The 12,753-nt window shown below is 51.3% G+C and carries 14 protein-coding genes; 11 read left to right on the top strand and 3 right to left on the bottom strand.

The genetic code is table 11. The features are described from left to right. Positions 1-42 precede the first annotated feature (42 nt). From PGX44_RS10705 to PGX44_RS10675, 7 genes are all read left to right on the top strand, one after another. Complete coding sequence (locus PGX44_RS10705) at positions 43-639, top strand: MFS transporter (protein WP_498855367.1); 597 nt, start codon at positions 43-45, stop codon at positions 637-639. A 14-nt stretch (positions 640-653) separates the two neighbouring features. Beyond that, positions 654-1,325, top strand: coding sequence for a cyclase family protein (locus tag PGX44_RS10700; RefSeq protein WP_498855365.1), 672 nt, complete (start codon positions 654-656; stop codon positions 1,323-1,325). A 10-nt stretch (positions 1,326-1,335) separates the two neighbouring features. Further along, on the top strand, positions 1,336-2,337 hold the full coding sequence (locus PGX44_RS10695) for a PdxA family dehydrogenase (RefSeq protein ID WP_498855364.1): 1,002 nt from the start codon (positions 1,336-1,338) through the stop codon (positions 2,335-2,337). A 186-nt stretch (positions 2,338-2,523) separates the two neighbouring features. Further along, on the top strand, positions 2,524-4,380 hold the full coding sequence (gene ftsH / locus PGX44_RS10690; protein WP_186503018.1) for an ATP-dependent zinc metalloprotease FtsH: 1,857 nt from the start codon (positions 2,524-2,526) through the stop codon (positions 4,378-4,380). 100 nt (positions 4,381-4,480) lie between these two features. Continuing rightward, complete coding sequence (locus PGX44_RS10685) at positions 4,481-4,948, top strand: GNAT family N-acetyltransferase (protein WP_498855363.1); 468 nt, start codon at positions 4,481-4,483, stop codon at positions 4,946-4,948. Between the two features lie 11 nt (positions 4,949-4,959). Next, positions 4,960-5,451: a hypothetical protein gene (locus PGX44_RS10680; protein WP_498855362.1), complete on the top strand. Its 492-nt coding sequence runs from the start codon at positions 4,960-4,962 to the stop codon at positions 5,449-5,451. Continuing rightward, a complete protein-coding gene (locus tag PGX44_RS10675; RefSeq protein ID WP_498855361.1) occupies positions 5,448-6,458 on the top strand; it encodes a S66 peptidase family protein in 1,011 nt (336 codons plus the stop codon). The genes PGX44_RS10680 and PGX44_RS10675 overlap by 4 nt, the downstream gene beginning before the upstream one ends. Positions 6,459-6,508: 50 nt before the next feature. On the opposite strand, the gene murI is transcribed toward PGX44_RS10675, so the two are convergent. After that, positions 6,509-7,294: a glutamate racemase gene (gene murI, locus PGX44_RS10670; protein WP_498855360.1), complete on the bottom strand. Its 786-nt coding sequence runs from the start codon at positions 7,292-7,294 to the stop codon at positions 6,509-6,511. Positions 7,295-7,503: 209 nt separating this feature from the next. Here murI and PGX44_RS10665 point away from each other — a divergent pair, with 209 nt between their 5' ends. Then, complete coding sequence (locus tag PGX44_RS10665) at positions 7,504-7,926, top strand: GNAT family N-acetyltransferase (RefSeq protein WP_186503021.1); 423 nt, start codon at positions 7,504-7,506, stop codon at positions 7,924-7,926. A 56-nt stretch (positions 7,927-7,982) separates the two neighbouring features. Continuing rightward, positions 7,983-8,576, top strand: coding sequence for a nitroreductase family protein (locus PGX44_RS10660; protein ID WP_498855359.1), 594 nt, complete (start codon positions 7,983-7,985; stop codon positions 8,574-8,576). Between the two features lie 56 nt (positions 8,577-8,632). On the opposite strand, the gene PGX44_RS10655 is transcribed toward PGX44_RS10660, so the two are convergent. Beyond that, positions 8,633-9,559 (bottom strand): transketolase family protein, encoded by a 927-nt coding sequence (locus tag PGX44_RS10655; RefSeq protein WP_498855358.1) that lies wholly within the window; start codon positions 9,557-9,559, stop codon positions 8,633-8,635. Continuing rightward, positions 9,559-10,386, bottom strand: coding sequence for a transketolase (locus tag PGX44_RS10650; RefSeq protein WP_302593355.1), 828 nt, complete (start codon positions 10,384-10,386; stop codon positions 9,559-9,561). Before PGX44_RS10650 ends, PGX44_RS10655 begins: the two co-directional genes overlap by 1 nt. 228 nt (positions 10,387-10,614) lie before the next feature. On the opposite strand from PGX44_RS10650, the gene PGX44_RS10645 reads away from it, so the two are divergent. Beyond that, entirely contained in the window at positions 10,615-11,946 is a 1,332-nt protein-coding gene (locus PGX44_RS10645; protein ID WP_498855357.1) for a TrkH family potassium uptake protein, read from the top strand. A 17-nt stretch (positions 11,947-11,963) separates the two neighbouring features. Further along, positions 11,964-12,605, top strand: a complete 642-nt coding sequence (locus PGX44_RS10640; protein WP_498855356.1) for a potassium channel family protein — start codon at positions 11,964-11,966, stop codon at positions 12,603-12,605. Positions 12,606-12,753: the final 148 nt, after the last annotated feature.

Genomic DNA, 12,753 nt, shown 5'->3' with positions numbered 1-12,753 from the left:
TGCGTAAGTTAGTAAATTGGTTACCGGTAACTTACACACTTCATTTTACACTCCCTTTTCCTTACACAAACGGGTTTTGCAGGATATTCCATTTGGCTGCCTACGATGATGCGTGATTTGACTGGAAGCAGCCAAATGCTCGTTGGCTTATTAACCTCCGTTCCCTGGTTCTTTGCAATGATTATGCTGATGTTAAACTCCCGTCATTCTGATAAAACAGGGGAACGCCGCTTCCACATGATTGTACCGGCTGTATCTTCTGCATTGTTCTTATTGCTTTCTACTTATTTAGCAAGCACTGGCAATGTAACAGCTGCTGTAATTTCCTTGATTTGCTGTGGTGGTCTTATTCAGTGCTACTATGGGATCTGGTGGGCTATTCCGACAACCTTTTTAACAGCTGATGTATTAGCAGTAACACTTGGTGTAATTAATGCCGTTGGTAACTTGGGTGGTTTCTTTGGCCCGTGGTTATTTGGCTATTTTACAACTGTAACCGGAAGCTCTTTAGGCGGCATGGTATTCCTTGTTACGGCTTCTATCATTGCTCCGTTACTCTTATTATTACTGAAAAAAGATATTGGCAAAACCGAAGTTAGTGCAGCCGGTAAGGCCGCTGGCAAGGTGGAATTACAATAGAGGAGATGTTTGGTGTGGAATTAATTGACTTGTCATTTCCCATTAAAGACCATTGGCGTTGGGGATATAAACAGACATTAAAAAATACGTTGGAAAATGGTGATGATTTTAGATCATCTGTTATGACCTTGCCGGCACACGCGTTTACCCATGTAGATACGTTGCTGCATTGTAAACCCGGCGGAGCGCCTGCCTTGGATGAACTGCCTGTTGATACATACTCTGGCAGTGCCTCAATTATAGATTTATCATTTGTAGACGCAGGTCATAAGATTACTGCAATGGATCTAGAAGAACACGCAAAAGATATAAAAGCAGGGGATATCATTCTCCTCAAGACGTGTTGGGATAAAAAACGCGATGTGCAGTCTAAGGAATACTGGTCAGATGCTCCTTTTGTCAGTGAAGAAGCTGCAAACTGGCTCCTTGAAAAGTCGCCTAAAGCAGTTGGCTTTGATTTTCCGCAAGATGAGATTTTAAGACAAGCAGCAACTTATAAAGGTTGCTTGCCAATGAGCGCGTCTACAACACATTACGCACTTTTATTAAAAAATGTGTTCCTGATTGAGTATTTAGCTGGATTGGATCAGATTAAGCAAGATAGAATCACATTTATGGCGTTACCACTCAAACTGGTCGGGGTTGAAGGTTGCCCTGTACGGGCGGTAGCAATAAAAAGCATTTAGGAGGAACAGAATGAAACCGATTATAGGTATATTTTTAGGTGAAACAGCAGGTGTAGGTCCGGAACTGGTAGCTAAACTGGTAGCAGATAAGGTTCCGTATAAATATTGTCGTCCCGTTTTGATTGGCGATGCCCGTGTACTTCGCCAGGGGATGGAAATTTCTCATGTCGATTTTCCCTTTACGTGTGTAGAAAGCGTAGACCAGGTCGATTGGGATGGCCCTATTTCGATTATTGATTTGAAGAACATCGACCCGAAAACGGTCAAAATCGGCACAGTAGATCCCGCCTCCGGCAAGGTAACAGGCGATACGCTCGTCTATTCCATGGATCTCTTAAAGCAGCACCAGATCGACGGCTTCGTCTTTGGTCCTCTGAACAAACAGGCCTTCAAATTGGGCGGCTATCACGTAGAAGACGAACATGTCCTCTTTGCCCAGTGCCTGGACTGGCTGGATAAGCCCCGTGGCATCCTCAATGTCATGAATAACCTGTGGACTTTCCGCGTAACGACACATGTTCCGTTCCGCGATGTACCTAAGTACATTACGAAGGAAAATGTATTGAATACCATCGATTTGACGTACAGCACGATGAAAAAGGCCGGCTACAATAACCCGCGTATTGCCTTGGCAGCCCTGAACCCCCATGCCGGTGAAGGTGGCCTTTGTGGTAAGGAAGAAGTAGAAGTATTGAACCCTGTCGTAAATACGCTGCAGGATCAAGGTAAAGACGTTGTTGGCCCGGTTTCGGCTGATACCATTTTCATGCATGCCTTTAAAGGCGAATACGATGCTGTCGTTACCCTCTATCACGATCAGGGACAGATTGCAACGAAGCTCTTGGCCTTTGATGTCGGTGTTACCGTTGCCGGTGGCTTGCCCTATGCCATTACGACACCGGAACACGGCACGGCCTTTGACATTGCCGGTAAAGGCATTGCCAAACCGAGCTCCTTTGAACAGGCCATCCGTATTTCTGCCCAGATGTCGGGCTGGCGCGAACAGGCCTAAGCAGATATAATCCCATACCCCTAACGGAAAGAGAAATCCGCTCCTCTCCGTTAGGGGTTATTTTTTTCGGCCGCCTGCCGCAGAAAGATTTATTTCAGAACTATTTGATGTAAAATAAGGCTGTGAGTATATCATCTTTTCGCCGTAAGGATTATAATAAAAAAAGAGAGAAAGGAGTGTAAATGTATGAAAGAAGTACATGAAAAGAAAAGACCTATGCTGTTCTACTATATCGTCGCCTTGGCCGTAATTGTCATCTTCAATGCCATCGCCAAGCCCTATTATGACCAGCAGAGCATCAAGCAGGTCGATTATGGGACCTTCATGAATATGACCGACGATAAAGAAGTTTCCAGCGTACAAATAGATACCAATCAGATTCTCTTCAAAGATAAGGATGGGAAGGAATACCGTACAGGCGTCGTCAATGACCCGCAGCTGACAGAACGCCTTCATAAGGCAGATGTATCCTTTGACCAGGTCATTAAGGAACAGGATTCTCCCTTTACAGAGTTCCTCATCGCCTGGATTTTACCAATCCTTATTTTCTTCGGTATTGGCTACTACTTTAACCGTCGCCTCATGAACCGCGGTGGCGGTAATTCCCTCATGTTCGGTTCGAAAAATCAGGTGAAGGTGTACGTACCTTCTACCAAGGGCGGCATCCGTTTCGATGACGTAGCCGGAGAAGATGAAGCCAAGGAAAATCTTTCAGAAATTGTCGATTTTCTCCATCATCCTGATAAATATGCCAAAATAGGGGCGAAGATGCCGAAAGGGGTCCTTCTCGTCGGTCCTCCGGGCACAGGGAAAACGATGCTGGCGAAGGCCGTAGCCGGTGAAGCCGGCGTTCCCTTCTTCCCCATTGCCGGGTCGGAATTCGTAGAAATGTTCGTCGGCATGGGTGCCTCTAAGGTGCGCGATCTCTTTAAGCAGGCTAAGGAAAAGGCACCGTGTATTATCTTCATCGATGAAATCGATGCCATTGGCCAAAAACGTACAGGCAATGCTATGGGTAACAGTGAACGGGAACAGACACTGAATCAGTTGCTGACAGAAATGGACGGCTTTAACGGCGATGACAGCGTCGTCATCTTAGCTGCTACGAACCGCCCGGAATCGCTGGACCCGGCACTCTTGCGTCCCGGACGTTTTGACCGCCGCGTGCCGGTAGAACTGCCGGACCTCATTGGCCGTCAGGAAATCCTCAAGTCCCACGCTAAAAACGTTCCGTTGGCTTCTGATGTCGACTTTCATACCATTGCCCGCATGGCTGCCGGCGCGTCCGGTGCCGAGCTGGCGAATATCATTAACGAAGCGGCCCTGCGTGCCGTGCGTGATCACCGCGACGAAGTAAAGCAGGCTGACCTGGAAGAAAGTATTGAAGTCGTCATTGCCGGCTATCAGAAGAAGAACGCCATCCTGTCAGATGAAGAAAAGAAAATCGTAGCGTACCATGAAATTGGCCATGCACTGGTAGCGGCCATGCAGAGCCATTCGGCACCGGTACAGAAGATCACTATTATTCCCCGTACGTCTGGTGCCTTAGGGTATACCATGCAGGTCGACCAGCAGGATAAGTACCTCCTGTCAAAGGAAGAACTGGAAAACAAGATTGCTACCTTTACGGGCGGCCGGGCTGCAGAAGAAGTGGTCTTCGGTCAGATTACGACAGGCGCCTCGAACGATATTGAACAGGCGACGAAGCTGGCCCGGGCCATGATTACGCGCTATGGCATGTCCGACGAATTCGATATGGTTGCCATGGAAACGGTGACCAATCAGTATTTGGGCGGCGATACATCCCTGGCTTGTGCACCGGAAACGCAGAAATATATTGACGCTAAGGTCGTTTCCTTCGTCAAAGAGCAGCACGCCCGGGCGAAAAAAATCCTCATGGAAAACCGGGATAAGCTCGATGAACTGGCAAAATATCTCTATGAAAAAGAAACGATTACAGGAGAAGAATTTATGAACATCCTGCGCGGCACGTACGAAAAGAAACAAGCCGCAGCAGAAGCAGTACCGGAAGCAGAAGCCTGATAGGCATGCGGAAAAAGAAGGCCTGCAGCCTGTTCCTACGGGAACGAGGCTTGCAGGCCTTCTGCTTTTTCCTTATACTGGATAGAAGGAGGGAAGGAATATGAATAACGTACAAATCGTCGGCTGGCAAGATGACTACCAGCAGGATTATTACAACCTGGCAGCAGAATGGCTGGAACGGTATTTGAGCATTGAGCCGGGGGATTTGGCCCTCATGGAGCATCCCCGTGAAGCCGTCATCGCCAGAGGCGGCGATATTTTCTTTGCCCGCCTGAGCGGGAAGAATGTCGGTACGATCTCCCTCGTGCCGCATGCACCGGCTGTGTACGAGGTGGCAAAATTCGCCGTCACACCGGCTTGTCAGGGCCGGCACGTAGGCAGTCTCCTCTTAGAGTATCTGCTGGCAAGGGCCCGTGCCAGAGAGGCAGAAAAGCTGGTCCTCTATACGAGCCATATTCTGCAGCCGGCCATCCATCTGTACGAAAAGTACGGCTTTTACCGTACGCCTGCCAATGATTCGCCCTTTGCGGATGCAGACATACGTATGGAATTATCAATATATGAGTAGGAGGAATAATCATGAAAATATATCATAAATTACTCGTAGCCCTGTTGTTGGGCTTAGGTGTATTTGCCGTACCGGGGCTGCCGGCGCAGGCGTATTTTAACAGCCCCTTAGCAGAAAATCCCAATTATCGGCCTGTCAATTTCGGCTTAGGCTATGAGGTTTACGTCGATCTCAGCTCCCTGAAGACTGTAGAAGATAATGGCCGCGAATGGATTTTTACGGTCAACATGTTCAATTCCCAAGAGGATTCGGGAAAAATCGCAGGAACCTATACGATTACCTATAAGATCGATAGTGGTAAACAGGCCTGGATTTACGAAGAAAATTTCCATTCGTGGACGGCTATTCCTATGAGCAAACGCATTCAGCATGGCCAGCTGGCAGACTATGTGACAGTCAACCTGTGTTATAAAGAAAAGACCGGTAAGTACCTGAATGACTATAATAATTACGTAACGGGCATGCAGCGCTACTACAGAGGCCCGCAGGCACCGGTGAAATGAGAGGGCTCGCAGCCTTTGTCCTGGCGGCGGTCCTGACCCTGGCCGGCAGTCTGTCACTGGCGGCAACACCAATGGGTAAAGGCCCGGCCTTACAGCCCGGTGCTACGATCGGCATCGTCGCACCGGCTACGCACAGCGAGGGAATCGATCTGGCCCCGGGGATACGGGCCTTACAGCATTTGGGCTACCGTGTGCAGCTGGCTCCGCACGCCCTGGCGCAGACTGGGTATTTTGCCGGTACCGATGACGAACGGGCCCGTGACGTCAACGATTTTTTTCACGATGACCGGATTCAGGCCATCCTCTGTCTCAATGGCGGCTATGGCAGTGCCCACATATTGGACAAGCTGGATTACGCCATGATTGCTGCTCACCCCAAAATGCTCATTGGCTTTAGCGATATTACGGCCCTGCAGGCGGCTCTCTATGAAAAGAGTCATTTGGTTACGGTCAGTGGCCCCCTTTTGGTCACCCTGCATGATGACCGCTCCTATTCAGAACAGCAGCTGCAGCAAGGTCTGGCGGCAACGGCGCCTATTGGGGAAGTGAAACTCCCGCCAGGCCGGCAGCTGACAACACTCGTACCAGGTGAGGCATCAGGCCGCCTCATTGGCGGCAATCTGACTGTCGTGGCTTCCTTGGCTGGAACGCCTTATGAGTTAAAAGGGGACGGTGCCATTTTGGTTCTCGAGGACGTTGGGGAAGATGCGTACCGATTGGACCGCATGCTCAACCAGCTGTGGCAAAACGGCCTGCTCCAGCGCGTAGAAGCCATCGTCTATGGTGATTTTATCGATTGTCCCCATGACCCGGGGGACTTTACAGCCGACCAGGTATTGGCCTATTATGCTAAGCTCGCCGGTAAACCGGCTGTACGCGGCCTGCCTGTAGGACACGGTTCGGATAAAGCCTTTCTGCCCCTGGGCGTAGAGGCGGCGCTCTATGCGCCGGAAGGGGCTCCGGCCCGCCTGGTGATCCGGGAAAGCCATACGGCAGGACATACATAAAAAACGACAACAGAACGCATCCGTTGTCGTTTTTATTTTCTTTCGCTGTCTTATTCGATGGTATAGACCTTTTCCAGCTGGTCTAAAAAGCCTTGAATCCGTTGCAGCTCTGCCGGATCGGTTACTTTATGGCCCGAATAGTAGTACGTTACTTCCTGGGGCAGATATTCCAGCCCTTTATGGAAATCTAGCTGCCGGATCAATTCCCGTACGGTCCCTTCGTTGCCGTCGACAAAGCGGACCTGGCCGGGCAGGATGCGGCGCAGTGTTTCCTTAAAGTAATTGAAATGCGTGCAGCCTAATACCAGGTTGGCGTATTTGCTGAAATCATAGGGGGCAAACTGTTCCTGCAGATACTGTTCTACAGCAGGAGAGGAGAAATCCCCCTTTTCGGCGAATTCAACGAGCTTTGGCAGGGCTAAGAGGTCGACCAGGCTTTCTGTGTCGTACTTTTCGATTAATTCCTTGATCTTGTGCCCACGGACCGTGACCGGCGTAGCAATGACCAACACGCGGTTGCGGCTTTTATCCATATCGAGCGCTTTTTTTGCCGCCGGTTCCATGCCGATGATGGGGATGGAATACTGGTGGCGCAGGGCCTGAACGGCTACGCTCGTCGCCGTGTTGCAGGCGACGACGATGGCCTTGACGTCCTGGGTCATGAGAAAGGAGAAGGCCTGGCTGACGTAGTCAAATACTTGTTCATTCGTTTTGGTACCATAGGGTACGTTATCTTCGTCGGCAAAGAAAATAAATTGTTCGTGTGGCAATACCTTCATGGCGTGGTGCAGTACACTGAGGCCGCCCATGCCGGAATCAAAAAATGCTATTTTCATACGAAAAACCTCGATTGTCATGGTGTAAAAAAGTATACGGTGTTTTTAATTATAGCACGAATGGTAGCATGGGAAAACGGGCTTCTTGCAATTTTGGTATATGCAATAGCAGATTTCTATGGCGGAGAATACAGAAAAACGCTTCTTTCCTGCTATAATAAGAAGAGAACCAGTACGCAGATGATCTGGTTAGGAAAGGATGGTGCCTTATGTTAAGAAAAAGTACAGCAGCAGACCTCGATCGCGTCCATGAATTGATCAGCGCCCTTGTAGGCCATGAATTGGATTACGATACGTTTGCCCAGATATATAAGGAACAATTGAACGACAACGATTATTACTGCCTCTTAGGCGAACTGGACGGCCGTGTTTGTGGCGTCCTCAATATGCGCTTTGACCGGCAGCTCCATCACGGCGGCAATGTAGCAGAAGTGTTGGAATTTTTTATTACGCCTGATGTACGCAGCCAGGGAACAGGCGCCCGTATGCTGGAAGCAGCCGAAGCGATTGCCAAGGAACACCAGTGCGTTCTCATTGAAGTGACAAGCCGTAATATCCGTGTCGATGCCCACCGCTTCTATATGCGGGAAGGCATGGAACACACGCATGCAAAATTCGTCAAAGAATTCTAAGCGTCTTTCTCCCTGCCCTATACTGTGGCAGGGATATTTTTTGGAAAGGACCTGGCATGATCAAAGAAATTACAACACGCCGCAGTATCCGCAAGTATGCGGCCGCCCCTGTGCCCCGTGCAGTGCTCGAGGAAATTATCGAAGCCGGCATCCTGGCACCGTCGTCCAAAAACAGGCAGCCCTGGCACTTTATCGTCGTCACAGGCGCGGCTAAGGACGAAATGGTGACCGTCATGGGCCTGGGCCTCGACCGGGAAGCGCAGACGCCGCTCCTGCCGGAAAGCGCACCCTATTTGGCCGGCGCCAGACAGACGCGGGACATAATGAATCAGGCCGGTGCCGTCATTTTTGTCGTCAATACGCTGGGCTTTGAAATCCATCAGCCCTTAGAGACGGAAGACCGCATCTCTGAAATTTGTAATGTCCAGTCCATCGGGGCGGCTATCGAGAATATGACCTTGACAGCTACGTCCCTGGGCTATGGCAGCCTGTGGATTTGTGACTTTTACTTTGCCTATGGGGAGCTGCGCAACTGTCTGGAAACGGACGGCGAACTCGTCGCCGCCCTGGCTGTCGGCGTAGCGGCAGAAGAGCCGGCGCCACGGCCGCGCCGTACCTTAGCAGAGTGTACTGTTTGGCGGGATAGATAAGAAAAAGACCGGAATCGCGTGTTTTTGATTCCGGTCTTTTTGTTTGTTACAGGCAATTACGTTTCCCTGACCTTGTGGGCGGCAGCGACGATATCCGCTGCTGTGAGGCCGTATTTCTTTAAGAGGTCGGCTGATGAGCCCGATTCGCCGAAGGTGTCTTGAATACCGACGAATTCCTGGCGGACAGGATAGCGGCGCACCAGCGTTTCGGCTACGGCCGAGCCCAGGCCGCCGATGACGGAGGCTTCTTCTGCCGTGACAATGCAGCCTGTTTGGCGGGCTGCTTTTTCGATGAGGTCTGCATCGATGGGCTTCAGCGTAGGCATGTTGATGACCATTGCCTGAATCCCTTCTTGGGCCAGCGTGTCTGCTGCTGCCAAGGCTTCTGCCGTCATGCGGCCTGTGCCGATGAGGGCTACGTCTGAACCGTCACGGAGGATTTCCCCCTTGTTCCAATGGAAGGTGCTGCCGCTTTCATGAATATCCGGTACAGCGTCCTTGCCCAGGCGGATGTAGACCGGTCCTTTGTGGGCAATGGCGGCTTTGACAGCTTCTTCCGTTTCCCACGCGTCAGACGGGTTGATGACCGTCAGGTTGGGCAGGCTGCGCATAATAGCCAGGTCTTCTACGGCCTGATGGGTAGCCCCGTCGGAGCCAATGGTGAGACCGCCGTGGCTGACGATGATCTTGACGTTCAGGTTGGGCAGGCAAATGGAATTACGCGTAATTTCAAAACCCCGTTCTGTAAAGAGGGCGTACGAGCCGGCCAGAGGAATCTTGCCGACGGCGGCCAGACCGGCTGCCGTACCGAGGAGGTCCTGTTCGGAAATGCCGACATTGAAGAACCGTTCCGGTGCTTTGCTTTTAAACTTTTCTGACCGTGTCGACGAGGCAATATCCGCATCGACGACGACGACGTCCGGATTTTTATAGATTTCCGTTTCCAGGACATGACCGTATGCATCCCGTGTTGATTGTGCCATCAGCCTTCACCTCCCAGTTCCTTCAGTGCCGTTGCGGCATCCTTGGCATCTAAGGCTTTATTGTGCCATTCCTTGTTATTTTCCATGAAATCGACGCCCTTGCCCTTGACCGTTTCGGCAATGATGACCGTCGGCTGGCCTTTGTGGGCCAGGGCTTCCTGCAAGGCGCTTTTGATTTGCGTAAAGTCGTGGCCGTTGATGGTAATCGTGTGCCAATGGAAATCGCGGAATTTGGCGTCGATAGGCATGATGTTCATGACGTCTTCCGTCGTGCCGCCTAGCTGTAGCTTATTGTGGTCGATGATGAGCGTCAGGTTATCGAGCTTGAAGTGGGCGCTGGTCATAGCCGCTTCCCAGATAATGCCTTCTTCAATTTCTCCGTCGCCGCAGAGGACATACGTATGCCAAGCGGCATGGTCGAGACGGGCGCCGAGGGCCATGCCGTTACCGGCCGACAGGCCTTGGCCCAGAGAGCCTGTAGACATGTCGATGCCCGGCGTGCGGTTCATATCCGGTACGCCCTGGAGCATAGCACCGCACTGGCGCAATTGCCAAAGCTCTGCTTCCGGGAAAAAGCCCTGCAGCATAAGCGTGGCGTAGAGGGCCGGTGCGGCATGGCCCTTGGACAGGATGAGCCGGTCCCGGTCAGGCCAATGGGGCTTTTGGGGATCGACATGCATGAATTCGCCGTATAATACCTGCAGTATTTCGACGATAGACAGAGAACCACCGGGATGGCCGGCGCCTGCAGCAGCCAGCATCTTGACGACGTACGAGCGCACCTCGGCGGCCCTGTGCGTCAGTTCTTCGTTAGTCATACGATTCATCTCCTTATGAAAATAAAATCATATATAGCATACGTACAGCATAGACCTTTTTGGCCATGCCGTAAAGTGCCGGCACGCCGGGACCGGCAGTGTTAAACAAACTATAACTTCCTGGGAAACTGCTTGACAATATGGGCCGTTTAGCCTATTCTATGTGGATGATATATGGCGCCGCACGACGGTGCCGGAAAATTTCAATGTCCCTTTCTTTGGGGCAGGAGGAAATATATGGATGTACTGAAATACGGGCGGTCCCTGTCGCCGGCGCAGATCATCGTGTACAGCTTTGCGCTCTTTATCCTGGCCGGGACGGCCCTGCTTATGCTGCCTGCAGCCACTGTCGATGGTGCCGGTGCTACCTTTACGGATGCCCTCTTTACGATCGTTTCCGCCGTCTGCGTAACGGGCCTTTCCGTACAGGATACGGGGACCTACTGGACCTTCTTCGGCCAGGCGGTCATTCTTTTTGCCATTCAGGTCGGCGGCCTGGGCGTCGTCACGGCGGCCATTTCCCTGACCGTCTTTTCAGGCCGTAAGATCGGCCTCATGCAGCGCAATACCATGCAGGAAGCACTGGCGGCGCCACAGCTCAAGGGCATCGTCCAGATGGTGCTCTTCATCCTGAAGTATGTCGCCATCATTGAGCTCGTAGGCACGCTGCTTTTGTATACGGTCTTTGCGCCGCAATACGGCTGGGTCACAGGCTGGTGGTATGCCATGTTCCATGCCATTTCGGCCTTTTGTAACGCCGGCTTTGATATCATGGGACCGGCCGGTGGCGGTTCCCTCATCACCTATGAATTCAACCCTGTCGTCAATACGGTCATTATGCTGCTCATCATCATTGGCGGCCTGGGCTTTATGACCTGGGCAGATGTGCGGACCCACGGTTTTCACGTCCGCGCGTACCGTCTGCAGTCCAAGATCATCCTGATCATGACGGCTGTGCTCATCATCGTGCCGACACTCATCTTTTACGCTACGGAATTTGGCCAGAACCACGATACGATGTACCTCTTCCCGGCCATGTTCCAGGCCGTGACGACGCGTACAGCCGGCTTTAACAGCGTCGATCTCATGACCTTTTCCGAATCCAACCGGGCCATCCTGATCCTGCTCATGCTCGTCGGCGGGGCACCGGGCTCGACGGCCGGCGGCATCAAGACGACGACGGCCTTTGCCCTCTTGGCATCGGTGTGGGCCATGATGCGGCGCAGCTCTGATATTTCCTGTTTTGGCCGGCGTATTTCCGAGGATACACTGCACAAGGCAACGGTGCTCTTCATGATGTATCTCCTCTTGATCATCTTCAGCACCATCTTCATTTCCGCCTTGGATGATATTTCCATCCTCGATTCGTGCTTTGAAACGGTTTCGGCTATTGCGACAGTAGGCCTGTCTATTGGCATTACGGACCAGCTGAGCACGCTTTCCAAGTATATCCTGATCTTCCTCATGTTTTTTGGCCGTGTCGGCGCTCTGACCTTCGTCTTTGCCGTCCACTCCAAGTTCGACAGCACGCGCAGCCACTACGTCAAGGAAGACGTCGTTATCGGTTAAGAAAGAAGGACAACCACGTGAAATCTATTTTAATCATCGGCTTAGGCCATTTTGGCAGCCATATTTGCATGATTCTTCATGACATGGGTCATGAAATCCTCGTCGTCGACACGTCGGAAGAACGGGTACAGAAAATGCTGCCCTATGCGACGAACGGCCTCGTTGCGGACAGTACGGATAAAAGCTTTCTCGAATCCCTGGGGATTCCTAATTTTGATATTTGCCTGGTGACCATCGGTGATGATTTCCAGAGCTCCATGGAAACGACGGCCCTCCTCAAGGACTTGGGCGCTAAGCTCGTCGTATCCCGTGCCTCCCGGGGAATTCACGAAAACCTCCTGCGCCGCTGCGGTGCCGACGTCACGGTCTACCCGGAAAAGCAGACGGCTTTTCTCACAGCCCTGCGCTACGGCTCGGATTCCCTTTTTGAATACTTCATCATCAGCAAGGATTACGCCGTTTGTGAAGTGGCCATTCCCCAGGCCTGGATCGGCAAGACCGTTGGCGATCTGAATATCCGCAAAAACTACCACATCAATATCCTGGCCCTCAAGAAAGGCGAAGAGCTTACGGCTGAAATCACGCCGCAGACGGTCTTTACGGAAGATCACACGATCCTCATCTTGGGCAAAAAGGAAACACTCGAACAATTCTATTGAGCGTAGTATATAGGAAAAGACCTGCATAACGCGCTATGCAGGTCTTTTTGTAAGAAATTCTCAATATCGTTGTAATAACAACATATTTATTTTTCTCCTTATCGTATACTACAGCCATAAGGACGAAGCAGTCCTAATGAGCTAGATA

Origin of the sequence: Caecibacter sp. AF58-12pH5A (genome assembly GCF_027681725.1) — a bacterium.
Classification (GTDB): Bacteria; Bacillota; Negativicutes; order Veillonellales; family Megasphaeraceae; genus Megasphaera; species Megasphaera hominis.
This window is presented reverse-complemented; position numbering and strand designations above follow the sequence as displayed.

Bases quoted from the DNA above. Each gene is read 5' to 3' on its own strand.
- PGX44_RS10680 (WP_498855362.1), top strand. From the start codon at position 4,960: ATGAAAATATATCATAAATTACTCGTAGCCCTGTTGTTGGGCTTAGGT.
- PGX44_RS10650 (WP_302593355.1), bottom strand. From the start codon at position 10,386: ATGAATCGTATGACTAACGAAGAACTGACGCACAGGGCCGCCGAGGTG.
- PGX44_RS10645 (WP_498855357.1), top strand. From the start codon at position 10,615: ATGGATGTACTGAAATACGGGCGGTCCCTGTCGCCGGCGCAGATCATC.
- PGX44_RS10660 (WP_498855359.1), top strand. From the start codon at position 7,983: ATGATCAAAGAAATTACAACACGCCGCAGTATCCGCAAGTATGCGGCC.
- murI (WP_498855360.1), bottom strand. From the start codon at position 7,294: ATGAAAATAGCATTTTTTGATTCCGGCATGGGCGGCCTCAGTGTACTG.
- PGX44_RS10685 (WP_498855363.1), top strand. From the start codon at position 4,481: ATGAATAACGTACAAATCGTCGGCTGGCAAGATGACTACCAGCAGGAT.
- PGX44_RS10655 (WP_498855358.1), bottom strand. From the start codon at position 9,559: ATGGCACAATCAACACGGGATGCATACGGTCATGTCCTGGAAACGGAA.
- ftsH (WP_186503018.1), top strand. From the start codon at position 2,524: ATGAAAGAAGTACATGAAAAGAAAAGACCTATGCTGTTCTACTATATC.
- PGX44_RS10695 (WP_498855364.1), top strand. From the start codon at position 1,336: ATGAAACCGATTATAGGTATATTTTTAGGTGAAACAGCAGGTGTAGGT.
- PGX44_RS10675 (WP_498855361.1), top strand. From the start codon at position 5,448: ATGAGAGGGCTCGCAGCCTTTGTCCTGGCGGCGGTCCTGACCCTGGCC.
- PGX44_RS10665 (WP_186503021.1), top strand. From the start codon at position 7,504: ATGTTAAGAAAAAGTACAGCAGCAGACCTCGATCGCGTCCATGAATTG.